The sequence below is a fragment of the Sphingopyxis sp. PET50 genome (assembly GCF_025244705.1).
In the GTDB taxonomy this organism is placed as follows: domain Bacteria; phylum Pseudomonadota; class Alphaproteobacteria; order Sphingomonadales; family Sphingomonadaceae; genus Sphingopyxis.
The window spans coordinates 2395930-2422914 of sequence record NZ_CP104207.1; the positions used below are offsets into that span (position 1 = coordinate 2395930).

The 26985-nt window shown below is 67.2% G+C and carries 27 protein-coding genes, 1 pseudogene and 1 riboswitch; of the genes and pseudogenes, 11 read left to right on the plus strand and 17 right to left on the minus strand.

Annotated elements, in window-relative coordinates; genetic code table 11:
• On the minus strand, nucleotides 1-1476 hold the full coding sequence (locus tag N0A20_RS12590) for a GAF domain-containing protein (protein WP_260580704.1): 1476 nt from the start codon (nucleotides 1474-1476) through the stop codon (nucleotides 1-3).
• Nucleotides 1477-1729: 253 nt separating this feature from the next.
• On the opposite strand from N0A20_RS12590, the gene N0A20_RS12595 reads away from it, so the two are divergent.
• Nucleotides 1730-2518 carry a response regulator gene (locus tag N0A20_RS12595; RefSeq protein ID WP_260580705.1) on the plus strand — a complete coding sequence of 263 codons (789 nt, stop codon included), beginning with the start codon at nucleotides 1730-1732 and terminating at the stop codon, nucleotides 2516-2518.
• 212 nt (nucleotides 2519-2730) lie between these two features.
• Here the strand turns inward: N0A20_RS12595 and N0A20_RS12600 are convergent, their stop codons facing one another.
• Nucleotides 2731-3360, minus strand: a complete 630-nt coding sequence (locus N0A20_RS12600; RefSeq protein WP_260580706.1) for a phytanoyl-CoA dioxygenase family protein — start codon at nucleotides 3358-3360, stop codon at nucleotides 2731-2733.
• Between N0A20_RS12600 and N0A20_RS12605 the strand changes: the two genes are divergently transcribed.
• Nucleotides 3359-3610, plus strand: a complete 252-nt coding sequence (locus N0A20_RS12605) for a hypothetical protein (protein ID WP_260580707.1) — start codon at nucleotides 3359-3361, stop codon at nucleotides 3608-3610. The genes N0A20_RS12600 and N0A20_RS12605 overlap by 2 nt on opposite strands.
• Nucleotides 3611-3712: 102 nt before the next feature.
• Here the strand turns inward: N0A20_RS12605 and metH are convergent, their stop codons facing one another.
• The 4 genes from metH to N0A20_RS12625 all read right to left on the minus strand — a co-directional run bounded on the left by metH (nucleotide 3713) and on the right by N0A20_RS12625 (nucleotide 9472).
• The gene (gene metH, locus N0A20_RS12610; RefSeq protein WP_260580708.1) at nucleotides 3713-6334 is read right to left on the minus strand and encodes a methionine synthase; all 2622 of its coding nucleotides are present in this window, start codon (nucleotides 6332-6334) and stop codon (nucleotides 3713-3715) included.
• 150 nt (nucleotides 6335-6484) lie between these two features.
• On the minus strand, nucleotides 6485-7612 hold the full coding sequence (locus N0A20_RS12615) for a homocysteine S-methyltransferase family protein (protein WP_260580709.1): 1128 nt from the start codon (nucleotides 7610-7612) through the stop codon (nucleotides 6485-6487).
• Nucleotides 7548-8489 (minus strand): methylenetetrahydrofolate reductase, encoded by a 942-nt coding sequence (gene metF / locus N0A20_RS12620; protein WP_260580710.1) that lies wholly within the window; start codon nucleotides 8487-8489, stop codon nucleotides 7548-7550. The genes N0A20_RS12615 and metF overlap by 65 nt, the downstream gene beginning before the upstream one ends.
• Nucleotides 8486-9472 carry an ArsR/SmtB family transcription factor gene (locus N0A20_RS12625; protein WP_260580711.1) on the minus strand — a complete coding sequence of 329 codons (987 nt, stop codon included), beginning with the start codon at nucleotides 9470-9472 and terminating at the stop codon, nucleotides 8486-8488. The genes metF and N0A20_RS12625 overlap by 4 nt, the downstream gene beginning before the upstream one ends.
• Nucleotides 9473-9559: 87 nt before the next feature.
• Between N0A20_RS12625 and N0A20_RS12630 the strand changes: the two genes are divergently transcribed.
• The 4 genes from N0A20_RS12630 (at nucleotide 9560) to N0A20_RS12645 (ending at nucleotide 11615) form a co-directional block, all read left to right on the plus strand.
• Complete coding sequence (locus N0A20_RS12630; protein ID WP_260580712.1) at nucleotides 9560-10027, plus strand: hypothetical protein; 468 nt, start codon at nucleotides 9560-9562, stop codon at nucleotides 10025-10027.
• Nucleotides 10028-10211: 184 nt separating this feature from the next.
• Nucleotides 10212-10541 carry an entericidin EcnAB gene (locus tag N0A20_RS12635; protein WP_260580713.1) on the plus strand — a complete coding sequence of 110 codons (330 nt, stop codon included), beginning with the start codon at nucleotides 10212-10214 and terminating at the stop codon, nucleotides 10539-10541.
• Nucleotides 10542-10619: 78 nt separating this feature from the next.
• The gene (locus N0A20_RS12640) at nucleotides 10620-10829 is read left to right on the plus strand and encodes a hypothetical protein (RefSeq protein ID WP_260580714.1); all 210 of its coding nucleotides are present in this window, start codon (nucleotides 10620-10622) and stop codon (nucleotides 10827-10829) included.
• A gap of 33 nt (nucleotides 10830-10862) precedes the next feature.
• A riboswitch (ZMP/ZTP riboswitch) is annotated at nucleotides 10863-10955 on the plus strand.
• Nucleotides 10923-11615 carry a DJ-1/PfpI family protein gene (locus N0A20_RS12645; protein ID WP_260580715.1) on the plus strand — a complete coding sequence of 231 codons (693 nt, stop codon included), beginning with the start codon at nucleotides 10923-10925 and terminating at the stop codon, nucleotides 11613-11615. (Overlaps the previous riboswitch by 33 nt.)
• 39 nt (nucleotides 11616-11654) lie before the next feature.
• Here the strand turns inward: N0A20_RS12645 and N0A20_RS12650 are convergent, their stop codons facing one another.
• The 6 genes and pseudogenes from N0A20_RS12650 to groES form a co-directional block, all read right to left on the minus strand.
• Nucleotides 11655-11756, minus strand: a complete 102-nt coding sequence (locus N0A20_RS12650) for a glutaminyl-peptide cyclotransferase (RefSeq protein ID WP_260583912.1) — start codon at nucleotides 11754-11756, stop codon at nucleotides 11655-11657.
• A gap of 73 nt (nucleotides 11757-11829) precedes the next feature.
• Nucleotides 11830-12456: pseudogene (locus tag N0A20_RS12655) on the minus strand (glutaminyl-peptide cyclotransferase); the annotation flags it as partial.
• The gene (locus N0A20_RS12660; protein ID WP_260580716.1) at nucleotides 12453-13634 is read right to left on the minus strand and encodes a hypothetical protein; all 1182 of its coding nucleotides are present in this window, start codon (nucleotides 13632-13634) and stop codon (nucleotides 12453-12455) included. The pseudogene N0A20_RS12655 and the gene N0A20_RS12660, both read right to left, overlap by 4 nt.
• Nucleotides 13635-13644: 10 nt before the next feature.
• Entirely contained in the window at nucleotides 13645-15381 is a 1737-nt protein-coding gene (locus N0A20_RS12665) for a hypothetical protein (RefSeq protein ID WP_260580717.1), read from the minus strand.
• 678 nt (nucleotides 15382-16059) lie between these two features.
• Nucleotides 16060-17703, minus strand: a complete 1644-nt coding sequence (groL, locus tag N0A20_RS12670) for a chaperonin GroEL (protein WP_260580718.1) — start codon at nucleotides 17701-17703, stop codon at nucleotides 16060-16062.
• Between the two features lie 63 nt (nucleotides 17704-17766).
• The gene (groES, locus tag N0A20_RS12675; RefSeq protein ID WP_260580719.1) at nucleotides 17767-18057 is read right to left on the minus strand and encodes a co-chaperone GroES; all 291 of its coding nucleotides are present in this window, start codon (nucleotides 18055-18057) and stop codon (nucleotides 17767-17769) included.
• 140 nt (nucleotides 18058-18197) lie between these two features.
• Here groES and N0A20_RS12680 point away from each other — a divergent pair, with 140 nt between their 5' ends.
• Nucleotides 18198-18647 (plus strand): HNH endonuclease, encoded by a 450-nt coding sequence (locus tag N0A20_RS12680; RefSeq protein WP_260580720.1) that lies wholly within the window; start codon nucleotides 18198-18200, stop codon nucleotides 18645-18647.
• Between the two features lie 117 nt (nucleotides 18648-18764).
• Here the strand turns inward: N0A20_RS12680 and N0A20_RS20195 are convergent, their stop codons facing one another.
• The 3 genes from N0A20_RS20195 to N0A20_RS12690 all read right to left on the minus strand — a co-directional run bounded on the left by N0A20_RS20195 (nucleotide 18765) and on the right by N0A20_RS12690 (nucleotide 21057).
• The gene (locus tag N0A20_RS20195) at nucleotides 18765-19607 is read right to left on the minus strand and encodes an MATE family efflux transporter (RefSeq protein WP_312846539.1); all 843 of its coding nucleotides are present in this window, start codon (nucleotides 19605-19607) and stop codon (nucleotides 18765-18767) included.
• Between the two features lie 67 nt (nucleotides 19608-19674).
• The gene (locus tag N0A20_RS20200; protein ID WP_312846540.1) at nucleotides 19675-20178 is read right to left on the minus strand and encodes an MATE family efflux transporter; all 504 of its coding nucleotides are present in this window, start codon (nucleotides 20176-20178) and stop codon (nucleotides 19675-19677) included.
• Between the two features lie 312 nt (nucleotides 20179-20490).
• Nucleotides 20491-21057, minus strand: a complete 567-nt coding sequence (locus N0A20_RS12690) for a Pycsar system effector family protein (protein WP_260580721.1) — start codon at nucleotides 21055-21057, stop codon at nucleotides 20491-20493.
• A gap of 150 nt (nucleotides 21058-21207) precedes the next feature.
• Here N0A20_RS12690 and N0A20_RS12695 point away from each other — a divergent pair, with 150 nt between their 5' ends.
• The 4 genes from N0A20_RS12695 (at nucleotide 21208) to N0A20_RS12710 (ending at nucleotide 24830) form a co-directional block, all read left to right on the plus strand.
• Nucleotides 21208-21441: an acyl carrier protein gene (locus N0A20_RS12695; RefSeq protein ID WP_260580722.1), complete on the plus strand. Its 234-nt coding sequence runs from the start codon at nucleotides 21208-21210 to the stop codon at nucleotides 21439-21441.
• Between the two features lie 109 nt (nucleotides 21442-21550).
• The gene (gene spt, locus N0A20_RS12700; protein ID WP_260580723.1) at nucleotides 21551-22753 is read left to right on the plus strand and encodes a serine palmitoyltransferase; all 1203 of its coding nucleotides are present in this window, start codon (nucleotides 21551-21553) and stop codon (nucleotides 22751-22753) included.
• Between the two features lie 114 nt (nucleotides 22754-22867).
• Nucleotides 22868-23752 (plus strand): CHASE3 domain-containing protein, encoded by an 885-nt coding sequence (locus tag N0A20_RS12705; RefSeq protein WP_260580724.1) that lies wholly within the window; start codon nucleotides 22868-22870, stop codon nucleotides 23750-23752.
• On the plus strand, nucleotides 23664-24830 hold the full coding sequence (locus N0A20_RS12710; protein ID WP_260580725.1) for an ATP-binding protein: 1167 nt from the start codon (nucleotides 23664-23666) through the stop codon (nucleotides 24828-24830). The genes N0A20_RS12705 and N0A20_RS12710 overlap by 89 nt, the downstream gene beginning before the upstream one ends.
• A gap of 178 nt (nucleotides 24831-25008) precedes the next feature.
• Here the strand turns inward: N0A20_RS12710 and N0A20_RS12715 are convergent, their stop codons facing one another.
• Both N0A20_RS12715 and N0A20_RS12720 read right to left on the minus strand, forming a co-directional pair.
• Nucleotides 25009-25860: a hypothetical protein gene (locus tag N0A20_RS12715; RefSeq protein ID WP_409574684.1), complete on the minus strand. Its 852-nt coding sequence runs from the start codon at nucleotides 25858-25860 to the stop codon at nucleotides 25009-25011.
• A gap of 149 nt (nucleotides 25861-26009) precedes the next feature.
• On the minus strand, nucleotides 26010-26984 hold the full coding sequence (locus tag N0A20_RS12720; protein WP_260580726.1) for a diacylglycerol/lipid kinase family protein: 975 nt from the start codon (nucleotides 26982-26984) through the stop codon (nucleotides 26010-26012).
• Nucleotide 26985 lies beyond the last annotated feature (1 nt).

Here is a 26985-nt window from a genome sequence, read left to right on the forward strand (position 1 = left end):
TTATGCGTCGCGCCACCGCGCGGGCAAGCTGATGGTGCAGACCAGCCCGCCCGGCTGCCAGTGCCGCTCGATCGTTCCGCCCAGATTGTTGCGCACGCTGCGCTCCATCAGCAAGGTGCCGAAACTGGTGCGCGCGGGTGGCCCCGCGATGGGCGCGCCGCCGCTTTCGGTCCAGGTCAGGCGGAACTGCCGGTCGGGAACCTCCTCGGCATCCTGCGACCAGTGGACATCGACGCGGCCCTGCTCGCTGAGCAGCGCGCCGTGCTTGACCGCGTTGGTCGCCAGTTCGTTGAACAGCAGCGCCATCGCGACCACCGCATTTTCGGGCAGCTCGAGGTCGGGTCCCGACCAGGTCACCCGCGGGAACGCCGCCTCCACCTCGCGCAGCAGCGCGTGCATCGACCCGGTCAGGAAATTGGCGCCGAGCAACACATTCTGGGCGCGGTTGAGCGCATCGAGCTGGCTGCTGATCCGGTCGACATAATCGTCGACGCCGGTCGCGGCATGACGGGTCAGCGAGATGATCGCGCCGACGGTCGCGAACAGGTTGCGCATCCGGTGGTGCAGCTCGCGCATCAGGATCGTGTCATTGTCGCGCCGGTTGCGTTGCTCGGTGATGTCGATGCTGACGCCGGTGAGCATCGCGTCGTTCGACCGCACATCCCAGTCGCCGCGAATCGACAGCCAGCGGATGCCGCGTTCGGGGTGCAGGATGCGATACTCGACAGCATAGGGCGTCCCGTTTGCCATCGATTCGTCGAGGACCGCGCGCGCCAGCGCATGATCCTCGGGATGGATACGCCCGAACGCCGCTTCGGCGGTGGTCAGCGCGGTCTCGTAGTCGGCCCCCCATATCTCGGCGACCGCGCCTTGCCAGCGCAGGGCATCGGTGCGCGGATCGAGCTGCCAAGCCGCGACGCCCGAAAAATCGAGCGCGCGTTCGAGCATGGTCCGGGCCGCGTCGCGCTCGATGCTGATCCGGCGCAGATCGGCCTCGGCCATGATGATCGCGGCAAAATCCTCGAGCCGCGCAAGCTCTTCGGCGGTCAGTCCGGGCCGCGCCTTGCGATCGGCGATGCTCAGGCCGCCCAGGATCGCGCCGTTATAGGCACGTAGCGGCACACCGGCGTAGAAGCGGATAGCCGGCGCGCCGGTGACGAGCGGATTGTCGCGGAAACGCGGATCGAGCGTGGCGTCGGGAACCACGATCGGCTGCCCCTGGGCGATGATGAACCGGCAGAAGCTGATATCGCGGTGCGTTTCGGGCAGGTCGAGGCCGAAGGCCGATTTGAACCATTGGCGCGAATCGTCGACCAGCGACACCAGCGCGACCGGAACCTCGAACAGGTCGGCGACCAGCCTGGTGATCCGGTCGAAGCCGGGTTCGGCGGCGGTATCGAGAATGCGATATTCGCGCAGCGTGCGCAGCCGCTGCTCCTCGTCGTGCAAGACCCCCCTGTCCCCGCCGTCCGCCAAAATGCGCCCCTTGCCGTGCCGCGGCATCATTGCACCGCCGTCCTGCCCCCGGGTCGCTGTGCCATGAAACCGGTCCTTACAAGCATTTTAACCAGTCGGATGAAAAGGAAAACCCGTTCCCATCGTCCTGCGGCTGTCGCGTCCCACCCGCTTCTACGCATGTCGCGGCCACTGGTTGCGCAGATTTCCGACGCGCCGGCGGAACCCGGTCGCGCGGGCGCGCGTATGCCTTTCATCAAGAGGGAGGACGTGCATGAGTCTGGGCGAAGAAATCCGCGGGCATCTGCCCTTCCTGCGCCGCTATGCGCGGGCGCTGACCGGCAGCCAGCAGCATGGCGACAATTTCGTTCACACGATGCTCGAAGCCATCGTCGCCGCACCAGGGGAATTCCGCACCGGCGACGGCATCCGCATCGACCTCTACCGCACCTTCCACCGCATTTGGGAAAGCGCCTTCATCGAGGATGGCGAGGCCGATGGCGACACCGCATTCGTCCGCGCCGCGACGCGCCGCCTGTCGCGCCTGACCCCGCTCGGCCGCCAGATATTGCTGCTCACCGCGCTCGAAGGCTTTTCCAACGAGGAGGCGGCGCTGATCACCGGCACCGACGGCGCGACGGTCGCAGTCCTGCTCGGCGAAGCGATCGAGGATCTCGACCGTGAATCGCGCACGTCGGTGCTGATCATCGAGGACGAGCCGCTGATCGCGATGGAGCTCGAGGAAATCGTCCGCGCGCTCGGTCATGAGGTCGCGGGCGTCGCGACGACGCACGAGGATGCCGTCGCCGCCTTCGAGGACAGCGACGCGGGGCTGGTGCTCGCCGACATCCAGCTCGCGGACGGCTCGTCGGGAATCGACGCAGTGCAGGACATATTGGCGATCGCGCCGGTGCCGGCGATCTTCATCACCGCTTTCCCCGAACGGCTGCTCACCGGCAACCGCGTCGAGCCGACCTTCCTGATCTCCAAGCCCTTTCGCGAGAACACCGTGCGCGCGGCGATCAGCCAGAGCCTGCTCTTCACGCCGCAATTGGCCGCCTAGAGTCTTTCCGACGTTGATTGGTGCATATCTGAAGCCCCTCCCCTTCAGGGGAGGGGTTGGGGTGGGGTCTCGAAACCTTGCGCAAGGCCGATAGACCCCACCCCCTTCCCCTCCCCTGAAGGGGAGGGGTGATTCCATCCGAAACGGAAAGACTCTAGCATCCCGCCTGGTTGCCCGCGGACCGGCCAGCGTCCGCCATTCGCTCTTTTCCCCTATCGCCAGGGACGAATCACCAGGTCGGGGGAATAATAGGTCAGATATTGCGCCAGCCGCGGCTGGCCGGACCGGTTCGGGCTTGCCGCGTGCGGCAGGTCCTGCCGCCAGATGATCAGGTCGCCCGCCTTGCCTGCGACATGCTTCACCTCGGCCGACAGATCGGCCTCGCGCGGATTGGCGCCGTCCAGCCCCGCGAGCCAGCCGTCGATCCGCTTGTGGAAGCCGGGAACGCAACGGAACGCCCCCTGATCCTCGGCGGTATCGCTGAGGTAGAGCACGGCCTGCGTCGCGAAGGGAATCGGCTGGACGAGGCTGGCGTCCCAGTGAATGTCCGATCCGCTGAACAAATGCCCCGGCCGCTCGGGCGGATTGAAACCCATGCGGTCGATCGTCACCCACAGATTTTCGCTGCCCCAGAGTTGGGCAAAGGCCTTGTGCACCCGCGGGCTGCGGCGCGCGGCTTCGAGCGCGGGGTGCTGGAAATGCGGCACCATGATGCCGTTGGTTTGGGCGCCATACCAGCTTTCGGGATCGCCGGGCGATCCATCGATCACCCGCCACAGCAGCGCCTTGACCGCGTCGATTTCGCTCGGCGGAAATTGCATTGGGCAGGATGACATAGCCATGCGCGTCCCAATGGGCGAGCGCGTCCGCGTCCAGCACGTCGGGCATCGCCGCGATCGCATCCAGCCCGGCCTGCGCTTCCTCGCCCGGCGGCATGTCGTAGAGCCAGGCGTGATAGCGGTCGACCAGCCGCGGGTCGGGCGGCCCCGCGGTGTCGAGAATCCACTGCGCGAAGCCCGCGAAATCGGGCTTCGCCAGATAAAGCTGTTCGAACACCTGCTGGTTGCCGAGCCCGAGCGTGTCGAGCAATAGCTTGCCGACCATCTCGTCGAGCGGCGGGCCCTTGCCGCTGTGCGACGCCCAAAATTCCTCGAGGCAGGCGATTTCCGGCAATGCGGCCATGGAGAACTTTCGTCAGTCGAGGTTGGGGCGTAGCCAGCGCGTCGCGGTCTCGATATCGACCCCGCGCCGTTCTGCATAGTCGGCAAGCTGGTCGCTGCCGATCCGCGCGACGCCGAAATACTGGCTTTCGGGATGGCCGAAATAGAAACCGCTCACTGCGGCGGTGGGCAGCATCGCGAAACTTTCGGTGAGTATCAGCCCCGCATTCTCCCCCGCGCGCAGCAGGTCGAACAGGATCGGCTTCAGACTATGGTCGGGACAGGCGGGATAGCCCGGCGCCGGACGGATACCGCGATATTCCTCCTTGATCAGCGCCTCGTTGGTGAGCTGTTCGCCGGGCGCATAACCCCATAGCGTCGTGCGGACATGCTGGTGCAGCCGCTCGGCGAACGCTTCGGCGAAGCGGTCGGCGAGCGCCTTCAGCAATATGTCCGAATAATCGTCCTTGTCGGCGCGGAAACGTTCCGAATGCGGCTCGATGCCGTGGATGCCGACCGCGAAGCCGCCGATCCAGTCGCCCGCCGGATCGATGAAGTCGGCGAGGCACATATTGGCGCGGTCGCGGCTCTTCTTGATCTGCTGGCGCAGGAAGGGGAGCGTGACGTGGCGCTCCTCGTCGGCGAGGTGGATCGTCACGCTGTCGCCGTCGCGCGCGCACGGCCAGAAGGCGCAGACGCCGCGCGCGGTCAGCCATTTCTCGGCGATCAGCTGGTCGAGCATCGCGTCGGCGTCCGCCTTCAGCGCCTGCGCCGTCTCGCCGACCACCTCGTCGTCCATGATCGACGGCCAGGTGCCGTGCAATTCCCACGCGCGGAAAAAGGGCGTCCAGTCGATGCATTCGCGCAGGTCCGAAAGCGACCAATCGTCGAAGCGGTGCAGGCCGGGCTGCGCGGGAGGCGCGGGCTTGTCACTAAGGTACGCGTCATAATAATTGGCGCGCGCTTCCTCGATGCTGAGCAGCACGCTCTGCCCCTTGCCCGCGCGCACGTCGCGGACATGGGCATAATCGTCCTTGTAGCCCTGCACATAGGCGTCGCGCCCGGTATCGCTGACCAGCGCGGTCGCGACGCCGACCGCGCGGCTCGCGTCGAGCACATGGAGCACCGGCCCGGCATAGGCGGGGTCGATGCGCAGCGCGGTGTGGACCTTCGACGTCGTCGCGCCGCCGATCAGCAGCGGTGTGTTCATGCCCGCGCGCTGCATCTCCTCGGCCACCGTCACCATCTCGTCGAGCGAGGGGGTGATCAGGCCCGACAGGCCGATGATGTCGGCATCATTCTCGTTCGCCGCTTCGAGGATCTTGCTCCACGGTACCATCACGCCGAGATCGACGATCTCGAAGCCGTTGCACTGGAGCACGACGCCGACGATATTCTTGCCGATATCGTGGACGTCGCCTTTGACGGTCGCCATCACGACCTTGCCCTTGCCCTTCGCGCCCGGTTCCTTCGCCGCCTCGATGAAGGGCAGCAGGTGGGCGACCGCCTTCTTCATCACGCGCGCCGATTTGACGACCTGCGGCAGGAACATCTTGCCCGACCCGAACAGGTCGCCGACGACGTTCATGCCGTCCATCAGCGGGCCTTCGATCACCTCGATCGGGCGCGGCATGGCGAGGCGCATCTCCTCGGTATCCTCGACGATATAGGCGTCGATGCCCTTGACCAGCGCATGTTCGAGCCGCTTCGCGACCTCCCAGCCGCGCCATTCCTCGGCGGCCTTTTCCTGCGCCGCGGTCGTGCCCTTGTAGCGTTCGGCGAGCGCGATCAGCCGTTCGGTCGGGCTTTCGGCCTCGCCGGGGGCCTTGCGGTTGAGCACGACGTCCTCGACCGCCTGCCGGAGTTCGGGGTCGATCGTGTCGTAAACATCGAGCTGCCCCGCGTTGACGATCGCCATGTCGAGCCCGGCGGGGATCGCATGATAGAGGAAAACGCTGTGCATCGCCCGGCGCACGACCTCGTTGCCGCGAAAACCGAACGACAGGTTCGACAGCCCGCCCGAAAAATGGACGTGCGGGCAGCGGCGGCGGATTTCCTTCACCGCCTCGATGAAGTCGACCGCATAATTGTCATGCTCTTCCAGCCCCGTCGCGACCGCGAAGATGTTGGGGTCGAAGATGATGTCCTCGGGCGGAAAGCCGATGCCCGTCAGAAGCTTGTAGGCGCGCTCGCAAATCTCGATCTTCCGGTCGCGGGTATCGGCCTGCCCGACCTCGTCGAACGCCATGACGACGACGGCGGCGCCATAGGCCATGCATTTGCGCGCATGGGCGAGGAAGGGCTCCTCGCCTTCCTTCATGCTGATCGAATTGACGATCGGCTTGCCGGGCACGCATTTCAGCCCCGCCTCGATGACGCTCCATTTCGAGCTGTCGATCATCACCGGCACGCGCGCGATATCGGGCTCGGCGGCGATGAGCTTCAGAAAGGTCGTCATCGCATATTCGGCGTCGAGCAGCCCCTCGTCCATATTGACGTCGATGACCTGCGCGCCGTTCTCGACCTGCTGGCGCGCGACCTCGACCGCGGCGGCATAATCGTCGGCGAGGATCAGCTTCTTGAACGCCGCCGAGCCGGTGACGTTGGTGCGCTCGCCGATGTTGACGAAGGTGGAGGAGGAAAGGGTTTCGGTCATTTTTTCTTCCAGATCCTCCCCGCCCCGCGGGGAGGGGGACCGCCGCGAAGCGGTGGTGGAGGGGGCTCTCCGCAAAAACTGTGGCTGCTGACCGAGAACCCCCTCCGTCAGCGCTGCGCGCTGCCACCTCCCCGCGAGCGGGGAGGATTGTCAGGCTGCCGCCATCGTAAAAGGCTCCAGTCCCGCCAGCCTTGTCCGCACCGGCACCTCGGGAAGCACGCGCGGCGCCAGCCCCTCGATCGCCTTCGCCATCGCGGCGATATGCGCGGGCGTCGAGCCGCAGCAGCCGCCGAGGATGTTGACCTGCCCATGCTCGGCCCATTCGCGCACCAGCTCCGCGGTCGTCTCGGGCATCTCGTCATATTCGCCGAGTTCGTTGGGCAGGCCGGCGTTCGGATAGACCATCACCAGCGCGTCGGCGAGGTCGGAGAGCACTTTCACATGCGGGCGCAACTGCGCCGCACCGAACGAGCAGTTGAGCCCGATCGTCAGCGGCTTCGCGTGGCGCACCGCATACCAGAAGGCCTCGACCGTATGCCCCGACAGATTGCGCCCGCTGAGGTCGGTGAGCGTCATCGAGATCATCAGCGGCAGCTCGCGCCCGACCTTCGTCTCGGCCTCCAGCGTCGCGGCGATGCCCGCCTTGGCGTTCAGCGTGTCGAAGATCGTCTCGATCAGGATGAAGTCGGCCCCGCCTTCGGCCAGCGCCACCACCTGGTCGAGATAGACGGCCTTCAGCTCGTCGAAGTCGATCTCACGATAACCGGGGTTGTTGACGTCGGGCGAGAGCGACAGCGTCTTGTTCGTCGGCCCGACCGCGCCCGCGATGAAGCGGCGGCGCCCGTCGCGCTCCTGATAGACGTCGGCGATCTCGCGGCCCAGCCGCGCGCTTTGATGGTTGATGTCGGCGACCAGCGCCTCGGCGCCATAATCGGCCTGGCTGATGCGGTTGGCGCTGAAGGTGTTGGTCGAGACGATATCGGACCCCGCCTGCAGATAGGCCTCGCCGATCGCGGTCACGACATCGGGGCGCGTCAGCGCGAGGATGTCGTTATTGCCCTTCTGGTCGTGCGAAAGCCCGAGCGAACCCGCATAGTCGGCCTCGACGAGCTTCCTGAGCTGGATCTGGGTGCCCCAGCCGCCGTCGGTGAGCAGGATGCGCTCGCGCGCCGCCGCCTGCAGGGCTTCGCGGGCGCCCGAAGAAGAAGGGGGGTCATGCGGCTTTCTCCGTCGCGGGGGCCGCCGCCGGGCGCAGGCCGAGCAGGTGGCAGATGGCATAGCTGAGTTCCGCCCGGTTGAGCGTGTAGAAATGGAAATCGCGCACCCCGCCGGCATAGAGGCGGCGGCACATCTCCGCCGCGACCGTGGCGGCGACGAGCTGGCGCGCGGCGGGCAGGTCGTCGAGCCCCTCGAACAGTGCGATCATCCACGCCGGGATTTGCGTCCCGCACATATCGGCCATGCGCCGCGTCTGCGACACGTTCGACACCGGCAGGATGCCCGGCACGATCGGCGCGTCGATGCCCGCGGCGGCCGCGGCATCGCGAAAGCGCAGGAAGGCGTCGGGCGAAAAGAAGAATTGGGTGATCGCACGGGTCGCGCCGGCATCGAGCTTGCGCTTCAGATTGTCGAGATCGGCCTCGGCGCAGGAGGCGTCGGGATGCACCTCCGGATAGGCGGCGACCGAAATGTCGAACGGCGCGATCGCCTTCAGCCCCGCGACCAGTTCGATCGCATTGGCATAGCCTTGCGCGTGCGGGCGATAGGGCGCGCCGCCCGGCACGTCGCCGCGCAGCGCAACGATATGCCGCACGCCCGCGTCCCAATAGGCGCGCGCGACCTCGTCGATTTCGGCGCGCGACGCCTCGACGCAGGTCAGGTGCGCGGCGGGCGGCACCGCGCTTTCCGCCGCGATCCGTGCGACGGTCGCGTGGGTCCGCTCGCGCGTCGATCCGCCCGCGCCATAGGTCACCGAAACAAAGGTCGGCGCCAGCGGCTCGAGCGTGCGGAACGTATCCCACAGCTGCGCTTCCATCTTCTCGGTCTTGGGCGGGAAGAATTCGAAGCTGACGCCGATATCGCCCTCCAGATTGGCGAAAAGCGGCGAAGCGGCGGCGCGGCGCGCTTCCGACAGCGAGTTGAGATTGGTCGTCATGCCGCGAGCCTCTTGCGTTGTCCGTCCTCGCGGACGGGGTTTTGATCTTCGTCGGAGCGCCGGCGGCCGAGCCAGAGCTTGACCGCAAGGTCGCCGCCCTCGAGCGTCTGCGAGGTTTCGAGCACCATGCCCGCCGAGGCGAACCAGCCACGGATCTGCGCGTCCGAAAAACCGAGGCGGGCGTGCGCCGCGAGCGTGCGCATCTCCTCGTCCTCGTGCGGCGCGAAATCGACGATCAGCAGGTGGCCGCCGCCGCGCAGCACGCGGCTCGCCTCGGCGATCACCCGGTCGGGTTCGTGCGCGAAGTGCAGGGCCTGGTGGATCACGACGCTGTCGACGCTGGCATCGGCGAGCGGCAGGGCGAGGAAGTCGCCCTGCACCAGGTCGATCGGCACGGGCTGGTCGGCGAGCTTGGCGCGCGCGATGCGGAGCATTTCGGGGCTGCGGTCGAGCGCGGTGATCCGCCGCACGCTGGGCGCGAAAATCTCGGCCATGCGGCCGGTGCCGGTGCCGATGTCGAGCAGGTGGCCGAGCCGGCGTCCCGCCACCAGCGCGAGCATCGCCGCCTCGACCTCGCTTTCGGCGACATGACGCGACCGGATCGCGTCCCATTCGGCGGCATGGTCGGCAAAATAGCGTTCGGCGACCGCCGCACGCTCGGCGCGCACCGCGGCGAGCCGCTGCGCATCATATCCGACGATCAGCGCCTCGCGCGGCGAAAAGGGCCATTCCTCCGCCCGCGCCAGGATCTGGCCGACCGGCCCGTCCTCGGCGATGCGCAGGAACACCCAGCTGCCCTCGCGCCGCCGTTCGATGATTCCCGCCTCCGCGAGAATGCGGACGTGGCGCGACACGCGCGGCTGGCTTTGTTCGAGCACCACGGCCAATTCCCCGATCGCCAGCTCCATCTCGCGCAGCAAGGCGACGACTCGCAGGCGCGTCGGGTCCGCCAAGGCACGGAAAATGTCGATCAACTCGGTCACGAAACTACATATAAAGATTTCTTTATATCCAGTCAACCGAGCGCCGTGCCGCTTTTCCGCTACCTTGCGCAAAGATGAACGGGCGTCGTGGCCCATTTGCGGCGAAGCGCGCAAAAACCCCGTTGCGCCGCTTTTGGCGAAATTGTAGCGATATTCGCCGGTGGGCAATTCGCCGGGTCGGAATGGACCGTATCCGTTGTGCTACCGATCAGTTCAATCGAGAGGGGTATTCCCAATATGAAAAAGTCGATCACTCTGTCGCTCGTCCTCGCCGCCTCGCTGGGCCTCGCCGCCTGCGGCGAAAAGAAGGCTGACGAAGCCGCAACCCCCGAAGCGACGACCGAAGCCACCACAGAAGGCGCTGCCGATGGCGCGATGGCCGCCGCCGAAGGCACTGCCGACGCGACCGCCGCTGCCGCTGGCGAAGCTGCCGACGCCGCGACCGGCGCCGCCGACAAGGCCGGCGAAGCCGCCGACAAGGCCGCTGCCGCTACCAAGGATGCCAAGGAAGCGGTCGACACCGCCAAGGCCGCCGTCGAAGAAGCCAAGAAGTAAGCTTCTTCCGGTCTCCGGACCAAGGAGTAGGGGGTCGTCGGCACATGCCGGCGGCCCCTTTTCCGTTCTGGAACCGACCGGCGCCTCGCGCGTTCGGCACGCGCAGTTGCCAACCGCATAACGGGGGGTTAGTCCTGCGCGCCAGGGACCGGAAGCGGTCTCCCTGCTTTTGAAAGGAATATCCATGCGCAAATTCATCATCGCTTCGGCCGCCGCTGCGGCGTTCAGCCTCGCCGCCTGCTCGGAAAAGACGCAGGACGCCGTCGGCGAAACCGCCGACGCCATCGCTGACGACGCCACCGCTGCCGGCGATGCCGTCGCCGAAGGCGCGGCCGACGCCGCCGACGCCACCGCCGATGCCGCCAAGGATGCCGGGGCCGCCGTCGAAGGCGCCGCCGACAAGGCCGGCAATGTCGTCGAAGGCGCGGTGAACGCCGCCGGTGACGCCACCGCGAAGGCCGGCGACAAGATCGCCGAAGAAACCAAGAAGGCCGAGGCCAACGACAAGAAATAAGTCGTCGGCGCGCCGAGGCGCGCTACGAAAGGGGCTCCATTCGCGCGCGGATGGGGCCCTTTTTTCGGGAGAGAGACGATGCCGGACCGCAAGGCCGCGATCGCGACGATGATCGCCGCGCTGATGGCGACCACCGGGTGCGACCGTACCGAGAATGAACCCGGGCCCGGCGGGGTCACGGTCGGCGAGGCCAAGGCGCTCGACGATGCCGCCAAGATGCTCGAAAGCCGCGACGGCACGGCGGCCGCGAAGGAGGCCGGCGCCGGAGCCGACGAGAAAGGGCGATAGCGCTTTCGCTTTCGGACGGGACCCGATAGACAGGGGCGGTCCCGCGACTGGCGCTTGAAGATGGAGTCCCATCGGGAAGCGGGACGGACCATCATGTCCCGCAAGCCGCGCGCCTGGGTGCTCCACTGCCAGCGCAAGGACACGCCCATGACCGACACCCAGCCGACCGCCATCGTCTTCCTGCTGTTCCCCGGCATCACCCAGCTCGACTTCACCGCGCCCGCGCAGGCGCTGTCGCGGATGCCCGGCGCGATCCTGGCGGGCGCCGCGGCAAGCCGCGACCCGATCGCCACCGACAGCGGCTTTGCGATCCTGCCGACGCACGATTTCGCCTCGGCGCCGCGGGCCGACATCCTCTGCGTTCCCGGCGGGCATGGCGTCGTCGAGGCGCTGGCGGACCCGGCGACGATTGATTTCATCGCCGCCCAGGCCGCGGGCGCGCAGTGGGTGACGAGCGTGTGCACCGGCGCCTTCCTGCTCGGCCGCGCCGGGCTGCTGCAAGGCAAACGGGCGACGACGCACTGGGGCTATACCCATCTGCTGCCGCTGGTCGGCGCCGAATGGGTCGATGCGCGCGTCGTCGAGGACGGGAATGTCGTGACCAGCGGCGGCGTCACCTCGGGCCTCGATTTCGCGCTCACCCTGATCGCGCGGCTGAAGGGCGACGCGGTCGCGCAGGCGATCCAGCTGGCGATCGAATATGACCCCGCGCCGCCCTTCGTGCGGCGGTCACCCCGACCGCGCCCCGGCGGCGGTGACGGCGGGGCTGAAAGCGCGCGCCTATGACGCGGCGGCGGCGCGGATGGAGGCGGCGCTCACCGCGCCCTAGCGGCAGTCGGTCAGCGCGATCTCGAACAGTTTCGTCCAATATTTGCCGGTCACGAAGATCCGTTTCCCCTTCGCGTCCCAGGCGATGCCGTTGAGCACCGCGTCGCGGTCGTTGCCGCTCGACCAGGTCCTTCAGCCCGGTCAGATCGACGACGGCGTTCACCACGCCGGTCGCGGGATCGATGCGCACGATCGCGTCGGTCATCCAGATATTGGCCCAGATTTCGCCGTCGATCGTCTCGAGTTCGTTGATCCTCGGCAGCGGCGCGCCCGCCAGGCGCACGGTGACCTTCTTCTGCTCGGTCATCGTCGCCGGGTCGAAGAAGCGCAGGTCGGGCGTGCCGTCGCTGAGCACCAGGCTGTCGCCGACCATCGTCACGCCCCAGCCTTCGCCGTCATAGCGGAAATCGCCGATGGGCTTCAGGTCCTTGAGCCGCCAGCGGTGGCCGACCCCGCCCTGCCACGTCACCCCGATGATCTGGTTCTTCCAGCGGACGATGCCCTCGCCGAATTCGCCGGCGGGCAATTTCGTTTCGGCGAGCGCCTTGCCGGTGGCGAGGTCGAGCCGCGCGACCCGCGAGCGGCCGTACTGCCCAGTGCCTTCATAAAGATGGCCATCGTGCCAGAAGAGCCCCTGGGTGAAGCTGCCGCGGTCGTGCGGATAGGTCTGGACGATGCGATAGCCGCAGACCGGTACCGTTTTCGGCGCGGCCGCCTCCGCAACCGGCTCGGGCGGCGGGGCCGCGGCGGGAAGCGCCAGCACCGCCGCGGCGATCAGGAGCAGCGCGCGCATCGTCATCCTGCCGCAACCGGGGCCATCGCCGCGGCCCGCCGCTCCTCCAGCCGGGCATAGGTCGCGAGCAGCGGCGCCGCGGCGGCCCGCAGTTCGGGCGAAGCCGCGCGCTGCTTGGCTTCGGAATCGCCGGTGAAGGCCCGGGTGGGCGCTTTGGAATAACGCCCGCCCGCCGCCGCGATGCGCGCCAGCGCGTCGGGGCCCGGCGCAATGCCGAAATGCGGCAGCACCGCGTCGGTCAGCGCCCCGGGGAGCTGGTCGTAATTGACGAGCAGGCCGTGCCCGTCGATCGCCGCGAGCGCGCTGGCGCAGATGCGGTCGAGGATCCATGCCGCATAATGGCCCGCCGCCGCGCCTTCGGCCGGATCGACGCCATAGGCCGCGAGCGGGATCACGCCGGGCCGGACATGCATGCCCGGCCAGCGCTGCTGCGACACCAGCACCTCGACCGGGTCGCGGTAGAGGAAGGTCCAGGGCGTGCCGGGCCAGACGCCGCGCAGCAGCGGCAGCACCAGCGCGTGCCAGGCATCGACCTTGATGAAGCGGTGCCGCGCCTGCCCGGTCCGGTCGCGCATCACCGCCCCCGCCATCGCGTGGATCGTCGCGGGCGGCAGTATCCCCTGCCCGACCAGCTGGATCACCGTATCGACGACGGGCGGCTCGGCGGCGACGATATGGCTCGGCTCCGCCCCCAGCATCTGCCCCGCCAGTGTCGATCCGCAGCGCGACATGTGAAAGACCAGCCCATCGGGCGCCGGCGCGTCGGCAAAGGCGTCGATCGCCGACAGGGGGGTGGCGCAGCGCATCAGGCGATTGAACGGCAGATGCTGCACCTTGCGCCATGTGTCGTCAAAAAAGGGATCGGTGAGCGGCAGCCCCGCGAAATGCAGCCATTCGACGACGATCGCGCCCTGAAAATCCTTGAGCTCGACCGGCAGCCACTGGCGCGGCGGCGCCTCGGCGAGGCGCAGCGCGGGCAGTTGCTGGAGCATCTGCGGGGTCGCGGCGCGCGCCAGCCCGGCGGCGAAGGCGTCGCGCGCGATCGGCAGGCCAAGGCCCGCCACATAAGCGGTGATCGCGTCGAGAAATGCCGCCGTGTCGGCGAGCGGCGCGAGCCGGAGCTGCGCCGCCTCGTCGGCGAGGAGCGCGGCGCGAAGGCGGTCGATGGGATTGGCCTGGGTCATCTTGGTCCGCTCATACGCCACCGAGGCGCTTCAGGCATAGCGCCCGTTCGGCATCGCTCGACAAGGGCCGCAGCACCAGTTCCTGATAATGAACCTGACGGTCGCCGACCGGCAGATATTTGACCTCGCGCGGCTTGCCGCCGTCGTCGATGGTGATCTCGATCTCTTTTGTCATGTCGTTCGCATAGATCGACCAGCCGAGCGCCTTCATGCCGTCGCGCAGCCCCGCCTTCCACGCCGGACCGCCCTCCTCCACCCCGCCGATCACGCGCATGTCGCCGCGCAGCGCCGATACGGCGAAGCCCGGCGTCCAGGCGGGCGTGCTGCGCGCCTCGAGCGTGCCGCAGGGCGCAAAGCTGTCCGGCGCCAGCACGATCGGAACGCCCTGGTCGATATGCCGCGCGATCAGCGGGCCCGCCCCGACCCCCTTCGCGGTCAGCCCCGCGCGGAACAGCGCGATCGCATCGCCGGGGTCGCCCGCCGCGGCGCGCGCCTTCATGCCGCGCAGCACATCGTCCATCGTCGCGCGCCCGCCGCTTTTCCGCCGCAGCAGCTGATCGGCGAGCATCGCGAACAGGGCGCCGCGCAGATAGGGCAATCGCTGGCCGCTGTGGTCGGTCCAGAATTTCGGCGCGACCTCCAGATTCGGCGCCGCGACGAAGGGCGAGGCGGCGAGTTCGGACTGCAGCGCGTTGAAGGCCCCGGCGAAGGCGGCGGCGTCCCACAGCCCGGCGCGCACCATCAGCCGCATCTTCACAAAGTCGGTGAAGCCCTCGGACAGCCAATATTGCTCGGCCTCGCGCCCGCCGGTCAGCGCCAGCTGCCCGACGCGATTGGTGATCCACGTATGCGTCATTTCGTGCATCATCGTGTCGTCGATGACGAGCGGATCGCTGTCCTCGGTCGCGAAAAAGGCGAAGGCGTCGCCAAGGCCGGTGCCGCCGTTCTGGCGGCCGTGCGGCTGCCGCGGGCTGGCCATGATCGTGACCAGATAGGGGAAATCGCCGTCGCCCCAATAGTCGCGCGCGGTCACCGCGACGCGGCGCAACGAGGACAGCCATTCGGCATCGGTACGGCTCTTGAAGGTGCCGCGGATCGCGATGCGCGCGCCGTCGCCGGTGTCGAGCAGCCGGAAATCGCCGCCGACGATCACGCTGTCGACCAGCGTGGCGAAATCGGTGTTCGCCCCCGCCGCGACATGCTGGAGGTCGGAGGCCAGGCTCATGCCCGCGGGCATCGCGCCAAGCTCGACCCGTACCGCCCTGCTGTCATCGAGATGGCTCGGCCGGGCGATATAGGTCGGCCCGAGCAGGTGGAAATAGTCGGCGGTGACGATCGGCTTGTAATTGTTGACGCGCTCGTTGCCGTCGAGCGGGTCGGCGATGATCCGGCGCGCGATGCGATAGGACAGGCGGACCGTCGCGCCGGGTTCGTGGGTCAGCAGCCGTTCGCCCGGCTTCGTGCCCGCCGCCATTGTGGCACCGTCGGCACGGATATGGTTCGCATAGCGATAGAGGCCGGAAAAGCCGCCCCATTCGTCGGGAAATTCGACGCGGGTCGTGCCGTCGGCGGCGCCGCGAAAGACCATGTCGATGTCGATCGCGTCGATCTCGCGCGTCGCCGGGTCGACCACCGGCGTGGCGCGGAAGACGAGATCGGGCTCGGGGATGGCGAAAGCCTGCGTGGCGACCGCGCCAGCCGCGGCCAGACTCACCGTCATCGCCGCCCATCCCCAAAAACGCTTCACGTCAGCCGCCTCCCTTTTTGGCGATAGAAGGGCATCACCGCATTTTTGCAACAGCAAAGCCAGGCCGAAGAGGTTCCGATTGACCAAAAGAATGGCCATTATGTCCTTTGCAAACACGCCCGCTGAACGGCTGGTATCGGACGGGAATGGACGCTGATCTCCCCTCCCTGCAAGGGAGGGGTCGGGGGTGGGTGGCCGCCGAAGGCGGCGTTCTTCCTTCTTGCTCGCTGCGCTCGCTACCCACCCCTAACCCCTCCCTAAAGGCGATTATATCTTTTGCAAACCCAAGCGGCCTGTCGGGATCGGGGTGGAAGGCGGACATAAAGCCCCTCCCCTTCAGGGGAGGGGGTTGGGGTGGGGTCCATCGGCCTTGCGCAAGGCCGATGGACCCCACCCGCTGCGACTAACGAACAAGTTCGTAAGTCTCGCTGCCCTCCCCTGAAGGGGAGGGCCTGATCTATTCCAATGTCCGCTCCCGCCCAATACCGCCTGTTCACCGGGCGTGTTTGCAATGGACATAATCGCCTCCCTAAAAGGGAGGGGAATGACTGCAATACACCCCAAAGCCGCCGTCCACGCCGGTTTGCAAAAGACATGATCGCCAAAGAAAAAGGGCCGGGAGATCGCTCTCCCGGCCCTTCCTTGTGACTTGGCCGTTCGGCAGGCCGGCGTCGGACCTTAGAAATCCATGCCGCCCATGCCGCCCATGCCGCCGCCGCCCATGGGCATCGCCGGCTTGTCGTCGGGCAGCTCGCTCACCGCCGCTTCGGTGGTGATCAGCAGGCCGGCGACCGAGGCGGCGTCCTGCAGCGCGATGCGCACGACCTTGGTCGGGTCGATGACGCCGGCCTTGACCAGATCTTCATAGACGTCGGTCGAGGCGTTGAAGCCGAAGCTCGTGTCCTGCTGGTCGAACAGCTTGCCGGCGACGACGCCGCCGTCGAAGCCCGCGTTCTCGGCGATCTGGCGGACCGGAGCCTGCAGCGCGCGACGGATGATGTCGATGCCGCGGGTCTGGTCCTCGTTGATGCCCGACAGGCCTTCGAGCGCCTTGGTCGCATAGAGGAGCGCGGTACCGCCGCCGGGGACGATGCCTTCCTCGACCGCGGCGCGGGTCGCGTGGAGCGCGTCGTCGACGCGGTCCTTGCGTTCCTTCACCTCGACCTCCGAAGCGCCGCCGACCTTGATCACCGCAACGCCGCCGGCGAGCTTCGCCAGACGTTCCTGCAGCTTTTCACGGTCGTAGTCCGACGTGGTGGTTTCGATCTGCGCGCGGATCTGTTCGACGCGGCCCTTGATCGCATCGGCCTCGCCCGCACCGTCGACGATGGTGGTGTTGTCCTTGTCGATGGTGACGCGCTTGGCCTGGCCGAGCATGTTGAGCGTGACGCTCTCCAGCTTGATGCCGAGGTCCTCGCTGATCATTTCGCCGGCGGTCAGGATCGCGATGTCCTGCAGCATCGCCTTGCGGCGGTCGCCGAAGCCCGGCGCCTTGACGGCCGCGACCTTCAGGCCGCCGCGCAGGCGGTTCACGACGAGGGTCGCGAGCGCTTCGCCCTCGATGTCCTCGGCGATGATCAGCAGCGGACGGCCCGACTGCACCACCGCTTCGAGGATCGGCAGCATCGACTGGAGGTTCGACAGCTTCTTCTCGAAGATCAGAATATAGGGATCGGTCAGCTCGACGAGCATCTTTTCCGGGTTGGTGATGAAATAGGGGCTCAGATAGCCGCGGTCGAACTGCATGCCTTCGACGACGTCGAGCTCGAAATCGAGGCCCTTGGCTTCCTCGACGGTGATCACGCCTTCCTTGCCGACCTTGTCCATCGCTTCGGCGATCTTCTCGCCGACTTCCTTGTCGCCATTGGCCGAGATGATGCCGACCTGGGCGATTTCAGCGGTGCCCGAAACCGGCTTCGACTGCGCCTTGATCGTTTCGACGACCTTGGTGACCGCGAGGTCGATGCCGCGCTTCAGGTCCATCGGGTTCATGCCGGCAGCAACCGACTTCATGCCCTCGCGCACGATCGCCTGGGCGAGCACGGTCGCGGTGGTGGTGCCGTCGCCGGCCTTGTCGTTCGCCTTGCTGGCGACTTCGCGCAGCATCTGCGCGCCCATATTCTCGAACTTGTCCTTCAGTTCGATTTCCTTGGCGACGGTGACGCCGTCCTTGGTGATGCGGGGCGCGCCGAAGCTCTTGTCGATCACGACGTTGCGGCCCTTGGGACCGAGGGTGACCTTCACCGCGTCGGCGAGGGTGTCGACACCCTTCAGGATGCGTTCGCGCGCGTCGCGCGAGAATTTGACGTCTTTAGCAGCCATGTGCTTGTTCCTTTCAAAGGCGCAGAAAACTGCGCAACTTCACACTGAATTCGATGAAATCGCTCAGGCGATGACGCCGAGGATGTCCGATTCCTTCATGATCAGCAGCTCTTCGCCGTCGACCTTGACCTCGGTGCCCGACCATTTGCCGAACAGGATGCGGTCGCCCGACTTGACGTCGAGCGGCGTGACCTTGCCGTCCTCGGCCTTGATGCCGGTGCCGACGGCGACGACTTCGCCTTCCTGCGGCTTTTCCTTGGCGGTGTCGGGGATGATGATGCCGCCGGCCGTCTTTTCTTCGGCTTCGATACGGCGGACGAGCACGCGGTCGTGCAGCGGACGAAATTGAGCCATGGGACTCCCTCCATTTTGCGAACAATGGTCTTTAGCACTCGCCATGGGTGAGTGCTAACAGGCGGGCATATGGGCGGGGGATGTGATAGCGTCAAGCGGGTCCAACGAAAATTTTACGCTTGCGCGCCATAACGCTCGGCATGGCAGGCAAAGCGATACGAAAGACAGCGCAGGAAGAGTTGGAGCGGCCGGAAATCGCGGCCCGCCCCTGCCTCAATTCGATGCCCTATCGGGCGCTTGTGTTTGCGCGTCTGCACAGTGACGAGATGAAAGTACCACTCTACTGGGTCGCCGGAGTCGCCGACGGGCCATGGAGTGCAACGAACAGTTTGAAGAAGGCTGTCGGGGCTCATGGCGCAACCTGCTTTTATTGCTCTGCGACCTTGGCGAAGGACACGGCCACCATAGATCATGTCGAAGGCCAGACCGGCGACGCTGCCAACGCTATCCAGAATCTGGTGCTGGCGTGCAAACCGTGCAACGCCAAGAAAGGCCACTCCCCCATAGACGCCTTCAAACCCGACGCCGGACGCGAGTGGTTACAAGCACTTCATGCACAGGTAGAGGAGCGTCTGCGGAAGCTGGGCTAGGCCCAGTTTCACGGCAAAGCCGTGTGTCCCCGCGAAGGCGGGACCCAGATCGTCATTGCGCCAAGCTGGGCTTTCGCAACCCCTGGGCTCCCGCCTTCGCGGGAGCGCAAAGCTTGGTCATTTCGGGATGGTCGCAGGAACAGGAAGCAGCCCCAGTCGCGACCGCATCCGCCAGCGCAGCATGAGCAGGCCCGCCACCACGACCAGCCCGACCGCCAGCCCGATCCACACCCCGACCCCCGCCCATGGCGTGAAGAAGCCGAGGTAGATCGCGGTCCCGTAACCGCCGATCCAGTAACCGCAGATCGCGATGATCATCGGGGTGCGCGTGTCCTGCAGGCCGCGCAGCGCGCCCGCCGCGACCGCCTGCGCGCCGTCGAACAGCTGAAAGGCCGCGGCGACCACCAGGAACTGCATCGCGAAGCCGACGAGCGCCGCATTCTTTGCGGCGTTAACATCGACATAGATCGACAGCACGAGCGACGGGAACAGCCACATCGTCAGCGCGGTCAGCCCCATGAAGCCGATGCCCAGCATCATCGCCGCGGTCCCGGCATGGGCGATGCCGCGACGGTCGCGCGCGCCATAGGCGAGGCCGACGCGGATCGTCGCCGCCTGCGCGACCCCGAAGGGAATCTGGAAGGCGAGCGCCGCAACCTGCAGCGCGATCGTATGCCCCGCGAGCTGCGCCTCGCCGATGCGCCCCATCAGGAAGGCGGCGCCGGTGAACAGCCCCGCCTCGGCCAGGATGGTCAGCGCGATCGGCGCGCCGATGCGCAGCATGTCGAAAAAGCGCGTCCATTCGCCGCGCCACCAGTTGCCGAACAGATGATAGCGCCGCAGCCGCCGGTCGGACTGGATGACGACGACATAGGCGAGCAGCATCAGCGTGCTGGTCATCACGCTGGACAGCGCCGAGCCGTGCAGACCGAGCGCGGGAAGGCCGAGATGCCCGAACACCAGCGCCCAATTGCCGAGCGCGTTGACCCCGAGCGCGCCGAAGGTGATCGCGGTCGCGATCTTCGGCTTAGCCGAGCGCCGAGACGAAGATGCGCAGCACGCTCGCGGCGATCATCGGGAACATGCCCCACAGCAGGATGAGGAGGAACCCCGCGGCGCGCGCCGACAGGTCGGGGGCCTGCCCCGTCGCGCGCATGATCGGCCCGCCCGCCGCGCAAATGCCCATGAAGGCCAGCGAGACGAGCGCGCTGAGCCACAGCGCCATGCGCACCGTGCGCCGCACCTCGCGCACCGCATGCTTGCGCCGCCCGAGTTCGGCAGCGATCAGCGGCGCCGACGCGCCGACGAGGCCCGAGCCGGTCCACAGCAGCAGCCCGAAGACCGAGACGCCGAGCGACGAGGCGGCGAGCGCCGTATCGCCGAGCCGCGCCACGAAGATCACGTCGATCGCATGGACCAGCATCTGCAGCAGATTCGCCGCCGCCAGCGGCCAGGCAAGCGCCAGCGTCGCGCGGAATTCGGCGCCGAGGCCATGCGGAATCTCCGCGGTCAGGGGGGTGGTCTTCTGCAACACAGCCAGCCCGGATAGGCGCGGCCGAGCGGAGGTTTCAATCGCGGGCGCGGGCAAGGCGGCGTTTCGTTGCCGCGGGTGGCATAAAGGCAACAGGGATGAGGGGTTTGGGGTGGGGGCGGACGTTTATCTCCCCTCCCGCAGGCGGGAGGGGTCGGGGGTGGGCAGCGGCGTCGCGATGGCCCACCCCGCTGCGACTAACGAACAAGTTCGTAAGTCTCGCTGCCCCTCCCGCTTGCGGGAGGGGAAACCGGTTCATTCCTCAAATGTCCGCTCACCACCCCAAACCGGTCAGCTCGGCCCATCAGCGCGTCATCGGCTCCACAGCATCACCATCTCGACCGCGAAGGCGGCGAAGGTCAGGCTCAGCCCGACGACGAACAGCCGGTACGCATAAGCGAGATAGCGATATTTGCGCCGCGCCAGCACGATGCCGTTCTGATAGGTGTCGCGCAGCATCGCTTCGTACATATCCTCCTCGGTCCGCATCCGCTCCTTGATCGCGGCGATGAACTCGTCCTCGCTCATCTGCGCGAAGCGGCCGAAGAAGAGGATGTTGCTGTGATCCTTGCCGTCGCGATAATCGACCGGCGGCCCCTTCCCCACCCGCGGCAGCACCGCCGACACCGCGAGCAGCGCCGACAGGAAGGAAAAGGTCGCGAGGATCGTCAGCGGCATCGCGAGCGCGCCGCCGCCCGAGCGCGCCTGTCCGACCGCGAGCGTGAAGACGACGAAGGTCGCGCCCATCAGGATCGACGCCTTCTGGTCGGCCATCTGCGACAATTGCATGGTCAGCTGCTGCGTCGTGCGCACCAGATGCGCGGCGTTCACCGGAAAGGATGTCGCCGGCTTTTCCTCGCCCTTCGTTTCTTGCACCATCGCCCGCCTGTTCCTTCGCCCCACGCCCGTTCGATGGCACGTCCGTCCGGCGCGGGCAAGATGCTGCCCGAATACCGCCGCATTCGCTTGCCAAGCGGGCGGGGGCGCGGCATGGCCGCGCGCAACATTCCTCTTTACGGGACGCAGCCAATGAGCAGCCTCAAGGACCAGATTCACGGCCTGATCGCGCCGTTCAACAAAAAGGGCGTCGAACTGACCGACGCCACGACTTTCGCGGGCGACCTCGAGTGGGACAGCCTGACGGTGATGGATTTCGTCGCGGAGGTGGAAGACACGTTCGACATCATCATCAGCATGAACCAGCAGGCCGAGATCGAGAATGTCGGCCAACTCGTCGCCGCGGTGGAAAAACTGCAGGGCTGACGCCTCTTTCTCCGTTCGTGTCGAGCGAAGTCGAGGCACCCGCCGGGATAGCGCAAGTTCGAGGGGTATCTCGATTTCGCTCGATGCGAACGGTCTTTGGATATTTGATATGGCCGACCTTTTTTCCAAATTCGATCCGCTCATCCAGCAGCGCGAGGCCCTGCTCGCGACCGGCGTCACCGACCCGTTCAGCCTGGTGATGGAGCGCGTCGTCTCCCCCACCGTCGCGATCTGCAACGGGCGCGAGACGATCCTGCTCGGCACCTATAATTATATGGGCATGACCTTCGACGCGGATGTCATCGCCGCGGGCAAGGAGGCGCTCGACACATTCGGCAGCGGCACCACCGGCAGCCGCGTGCTCAACGGCACCTATCAGGGGCACAAGGAGTGCGAGGAGGCGCTGAAAGAGTTCTACGCCATGGATCATGCCATGGTGTTCTCGACCGGTTACCAGGCGAACCTCGGCATCATTTCGACGATCGCCGGCAAGGGCGACTACGTCATCCTCGACATCGACAGCCACGCCTCGATCTACGACGGCTGCAAGATGGGCGATGCCGAGATCGTCGCCTTTCGCCACAACGACATCGAAGCGCTGGAGAAAAGGCTGAAGCGCCTGCCCCCCGAAGCGGGCAAGCTGGTGGTGCTCGAGGGCGTCTATTCGATGCTCGGCGATGTCGCCCCGCTGAAGGAGATGGTGCGCATCGCCAAGGAAAACGGCGCGATGGTGCTGGTCGACGAGGCACATTCGATGGGCTTCATCGGCGAGCATGGCCGCGGCGTCGCCGAGGCGCAGGGGGTGATCGACGATGTCGACTTCATCATCGGCACTTTCAGCAAGAGCGTCGGCACCGTCGGCGGCTTCTGCGTGTCGAACCATCCGAAGTTCGAGATCATGCGGCTCGTCTGCCGCCCTTATGTGTTCACCGCCTCGCTGCCGCCGAGCGTCGTCGCGACCGCCGCGACGAGCATCCGCAAGCTGATGCACGGGTCGAACAAGCGCGCCCATCTGTGGGAGAACAGCAAGGCGCTGCACAAGGGGCTGCGCGACCTGGGCTTCACGCTCGGCACCGACGAGCCGCAGTCGGCGATCATCGCGGTGATCATGCCCGATCTCGAAAAGGGCGCGATGATGTGGGAGGCGCTGCTGGAGGAAGGCCTCTACGTCAACCTCGCGCGCCCGCCCGCGACCCCCGCGGGCATGACATTGCTGCGCTGTTCGCTCTGCGCCGAGCATTCGAGCGCGCAGGTCGGCGAGATATTGGGCCGCTTCGAGCGCGCCGGCAAGGCCGTGGGGATTATCGGCTGAACCGGGCGCCGGCGCCGACCAGCGGATTCCTTTTCGGGGCGAATTGATCGGGCGGGGCCGCCGCGATCTCGTTCGTGGCTTTGCGGCGCGGCGCTTGTCCGGTACAAGGCGGCGGTGTTCGAGCGGGATTACGACAGCGAAAACGACGACCGGCGCGGGCGGATCCGCTTCTGGCTGACCGTTGGCGTGGGCGCGATCCTGACCGGCGTCGTGGTCGCCCTCGTCCTGCTGGTGACCCGCGCCAACGACAATTACGATCGCTCGCTGAGCTCGCAGGCGCACAGCCTGGAGGTCATCTCGCAGACGCGCAGCCTCGACGCCGCGCTGGCGCGCGCCGAGGCGGCGCTCGGGCGTTTCGCGGTCGGGCTGCAAAAGGAGGATGGCCGCGTCTATCAGCAGCAATGGGGCGTCGCGCGCCAATATCTGACGCTGCTGCGCCGCAACGTGCGCGACAATCCGAAGGCGGCCGAACTGGTCAAGCAATTGACCGCCGAGCTCGACCGCCGCGGCCAGCAGCTCGGCGATGCCGCGCTCAGCGCCAATTACCGCCAGACCGTCGCGGCCATCTCCAAATATAATGCCGCGGGCCATGATGCCGCGCTGGTGCGGATCGACCGGCTGCTCACCGAGCTGATCCGCAACGAGCGCACCCTGCTCGCCGAACGCAACCGGATCGCGGCGTCCGACCGTGCCAGCCTGAACCAGGCGATCCTGCTCTTTTCGCTGCTCGGCGCCGAGCGCCGCGATCATCGCGATCGTCGCTACCTTCTCGCTCGTCCGCGCCGAAGGCGAGCGGCGGCTCGCGCGCCGCGAACAGTTCGCCGAAAGCGAGCGCGCGGCGCAGCTCGAATCGGCGGTCGAGGACCGCACCGCCGAGCTGGCGCGCGCGAACCTCGCGCTGCGCAGCGAGATGGCCGAGCGCGCGGCGGCCGAGGACCAGCTCCGCCAGGCGCAGAAGATGGAGGCGGTCGGCCAGCTGACCGGCGGCATCGCGCATGATTTCAACAATATGCTCGCGGTGGTCGTCGGCGGGCTCGAACTCGCGCAGCGCTGGCTCGCCGACGCGCCCGACAAGGCGCAGCGGCATATCCACAATGCGCTCGACGGCGCCAACCGTGCCGCCGACCTGACCCGCCGCCTGCTCGCCTTTGCGCGGTCCGAACCCGCGCGGCCCGAGATGATGGTCGTCGACGACAGCATCGCCGCCTTCGCCGAGCTGATCGAACGCACGATCGGCGACCGCATCGCGCTGACGCTCGACCTGCAGGCGCCGGGGCTCGCCTGCTGGCTCGACCGCCAGCAGTTCGAGAACGCGCTGCTCAACCTCGCGGTCAACGCGCGCGACGCGATGGAGGGGCATGGCTCGCTGACGATCCGCACCTTGCGCGACGAAGAGGAAGAGGCGGCGGCGCTCGCGGTGCAGGTGATCGACACCGGCTGCGGCATGTCGCCCGAAGTGCTCGAACGCGTCTTCGACCCCTTTTACACGACCAAGCCCGCGGGCCAGGGTACCGGCCTCGGCATGAGCCAGGTCTTCGCCTTCTGCCGCCAGTCGGAGGGCGAGGTGCAGATCCAGTCGGCCGAAGGCGAAGGCACCCGCGTCGCGATGCTGCTGCCCGTCGCGCGCCCGCCCGCCGCGATGCCGGCCGACCTCCCCGCCGCCCCGGCCGCCGCCGCGGCGGCGGCGAGCGACGCGCTGCAGATATTGGTGGTCGAGGACGATCCGCGCGTCCTGACCGCGACGGTCGAGGCGGTCGAGGAACTGGGCCACCGCGCCGTCGCGTGCGGCGACCCGCGCGAGGCCGCGGCGCTGGTCGAGGCGCATGGCTTCGACCTGATCCTGTCCGACGTGCTGATGCCCGAACTGACCGGCCCCGAAATGGTCGCCGGACTGAAGCAGCGCTGGCCCGATCTCGCGGTGCTGTTCGTGACCGGTTTCGCAGGCGACGCGAGCGAGATCGCCAGCTTCGGCGACCATGACGTGCTGCGCAAGCCCTTCACGCTGACCCAGCTCGACCAGGCGATCCGGCGAAGCACCGAACCGCGCCCGGCGGAAAAGGTCGCGGCGTTCGGGTAGAAGCCAGAGCAGCGGCGTTGGGGTGGACACAAGACATTCCCCTCCCTTTTAGGGAGGGGTTAGGGGTGGGTAGCGAGCGCAGCGAGCAAGAGGAAAAGCGCCGCCTTTGGCGGCCACCCACCCCGACCCCTCCCTTGCAGGGAGGGGAGAAGGAACATCCGCAACCGCCCGAAACAGCCTACCGGATCGCCCCGCTCCGCATCAATCGCGGCACCAGCGTCAGCGCCGCGACCAGCGGCCATCTCCGTTGCCAGGGCTTGATCTCGATCTTCGTCCCCGCGTGGCGGTTGATCTTCCAGGCAAGGTAATCGATCCCGCCGGCATAGGTCAGGCTCGCCTTCGCAAGCCGGATGATGCTGAGCGCCTTGCCTTCGACGCGGCGGCGCAGCCAGCCGCCGCCGCGCGCGTTCGCGGGAATGGCGGCGATCGCGGGGGCACCGAAGCGCCGGTAGCGTTCCGGGTCGGCATCGACCACCGATTGCGCCCGTCCCTTGCGCTCGGCGCGCAGTTCGGCGGCGTAGGTCAGCGAGAAGGCACGGCGCCACCAGTCGAGGACATCCTCGCCCTCGACACGCCCCGCCGCGGCGAGCAGCGTTGGCGCGGCGCGCGACACGGCCGCAACGGCGCGCTCCGCCGCGGTGTCGTCGACCGCCCACACCAGCCGCGACGGCTGGGCGAAGCGCGCCCACACCGACACGTTGCGCGTCCCGGCCCCGTTGAGCCGGTCGAAGTCGGCCTCGCTGAGCACCGCATATTTGGCGATCAGCCCCTGATGCTGGAAGGGAAAGACGTTGGGCGGGATCAGCCGGTTCGCCGCCGCCATCCAGCGCCGGTCATAGGCGTCGCCATAGTCCGAGACGATCAGGTAGAAATCGAGCATCAGCCCGTCGAGTTCGCTTTCGCGCAGGCAACTGCCGTAAAACAGCACCGCGCGCGCCGAGCCCGGATAATGCGCCGCGATCGCCGCCGCCATCGCGCGGACGCGCGGATCGACGGGGATGGAAAGTTCGGCGCGGACCAGCGACACCAAACCCTCCGCTTCCCCGAGCGAAGACGAGGGGCCCGGCCGAGCGAAGTCGAGGCCTTCGACGTCCGATGCTTCTCGCTCCGCTCGAAGGAGTCCCTCGTCTTCGCTCGGGGAAGCGGCTGGGAAATTCGGGCCGAGCCACGGGAATGCCCTCAGGCGGCGAGGCGCAGGAAGGGCACCGGCTGGGTCGAGGTCAGCACGATCGGCCTGCCGCCCGTCGCCTCGAAGATCTCGCCGTCGAGGATGACGTTCGACCGTTTGCCCTCGATGCGGATTTCATCGCCCTGCTCGAAATGCACCCCCGCCAGATGGTGCTGGCCGAGCGTGCCGCGCCAGGCGCCGCCGAGCATGCGGAACAGCGCACCGACGCTGGTATCGGTCGCGAGCAATTTCATGTGGCCGTTGGTGCCATGCGCCTCGCTCGTGCGGATGCTGAGCAGCAGTTTCTCGAGCGTCGTGACGATCAGCAGCGAGAATTTGCCCTTGAACTCGCCCTGACGGATCAGCGACACGGTCATCGGTTCGGGCTTGGGCGGCAGCCGCCCGCCGCCGAGGCCGAGGATCATCGCGAACAGGCCGAGCACCGCCGCCAGGAAATGCGACACGCCGTTCGGCAGGCCGAGCGGATAGATGCGGTTGCGGCAATAGAGCATGACGTCGGCGAGATAGGCGCCGCCGAGGAACATGCCGAGCACCGGCCGGGCTTCGCCGCCGCTGTCGAGCGAGATCAGCTGGCGTTCGATGACATGATCCTCGATCCGGCCCGATTCGACCAGTTCGATCACGCGTTCGAGCGCCTTGAGCGGATCGCCCTCCGCGCCCAGGTCGAGCGCGATCAAATTGGTCTTGCCGTTGGGCAGCACCGCGACCGGCGGCGGCGAGCCGCCGAAATGGCCGCCCGAATACAGCTCGGTCAGCGCCGCCTGCACCGTGCCGTCGCCGCCGTTGATCGCGACGATGCGCGGGTTGACCATCGCGATGGTGCGAATCGCCTCGCCGATCTGGTCGACGTCCTCGACCTCGTAATGAAAGATGTCGGGATGCGCGGCGCAATATTCCCGCACGCGCGGCAACAGGGCCCGGTTGCCCGTCGAACGCGGATTGGAAAGGAGCGCGACGCTGGCCATT

Bases quoted from the DNA above. Each gene is read 5' to 3' on its own strand.
- N0A20_RS12595 (WP_260580705.1), top strand. From the start codon at position 1,730: ATGAGTCTGGGCGAAGAAATCCGCGGGCATCTGCCCTTCCTGCGCCGC.
- N0A20_RS12605 (WP_260580707.1), top strand. From the start codon at position 3,359: ATGCGCGTCCCAATGGGCGAGCGCGTCCGCGTCCAGCACGTCGGGCAT.
- N0A20_RS12600 (WP_260580706.1), bottom strand. From the start codon at position 3,360: ATGGCTATGTCATCCTGCCCAATGCAATTTCCGCCGAGCGAAATCGAC.
- metH (WP_260580708.1), bottom strand. From the start codon at position 6,334: ATGACCGAAACCCTTTCCTCCTCCACCTTCGTCAACATCGGCGAGCGC.
- N0A20_RS12615 (WP_260580709.1), bottom strand. From the start codon at position 7,612: ATGCCATCTGCCACCTGCTCGGCCTGCGCCCGGCGGCGGCCCCCGCGA.
- metF (WP_260580710.1), bottom strand. From the start codon at position 8,489: ATGACGACCAATCTCAACTCGCTGTCGGAAGCGCGCCGCGCCGCCGCT.
- N0A20_RS12635 (WP_260580713.1), top strand. From the start codon at position 10,212: ATGCGCAAATTCATCATCGCTTCGGCCGCCGCTGCGGCGTTCAGCCTC.
- N0A20_RS12640 (WP_260580714.1), top strand. From the start codon at position 10,620: ATGCCGGACCGCAAGGCCGCGATCGCGACGATGATCGCCGCGCTGATG.
- N0A20_RS12645 (WP_260580715.1), top strand. From the start codon at position 10,923: ATGTCCCGCAAGCCGCGCGCCTGGGTGCTCCACTGCCAGCGCAAGGAC.
- N0A20_RS12660 (WP_260580716.1), bottom strand. From the start codon at position 13,634: ATGACCCAGGCCAATCCCATCGACCGCCTTCGCGCCGCGCTCCTCGCC.
- groL (WP_260580718.1), bottom strand. From the start codon at position 17,703: ATGGCTGCTAAAGACGTCAAATTCTCGCGCGACGCGCGCGAACGCATC.
- groES (WP_260580719.1), bottom strand. From the start codon at position 18,057: ATGGCTCAATTTCGTCCGCTGCACGACCGCGTGCTCGTCCGCCGTATC.
- N0A20_RS12680 (WP_260580720.1), top strand. From the start codon at position 18,198: ATGGCAGGCAAAGCGATACGAAAGACAGCGCAGGAAGAGTTGGAGCGG.
- N0A20_RS12690 (WP_260580721.1), bottom strand. From the start codon at position 21,057: ATGGTGCAAGAAACGAAGGGCGAGGAAAAGCCGGCGACATCCTTTCCG.
- N0A20_RS12695 (WP_260580722.1), top strand. From the start codon at position 21,208: ATGAGCAGCCTCAAGGACCAGATTCACGGCCTGATCGCGCCGTTCAAC.
- spt (WP_260580723.1), top strand. From the start codon at position 21,551: ATGGCCGACCTTTTTTCCAAATTCGATCCGCTCATCCAGCAGCGCGAG.
- N0A20_RS12710 (WP_260580725.1), top strand. From the start codon at position 23,664: ATGGCCGAGCGCGCGGCGGCCGAGGACCAGCTCCGCCAGGCGCAGAAG.
- N0A20_RS12720 (WP_260580726.1), bottom strand. From the start codon at position 26,984: ATGGCCAGCGTCGCGCTCCTTTCCAATCCGCGTTCGACGGGCAACCGG.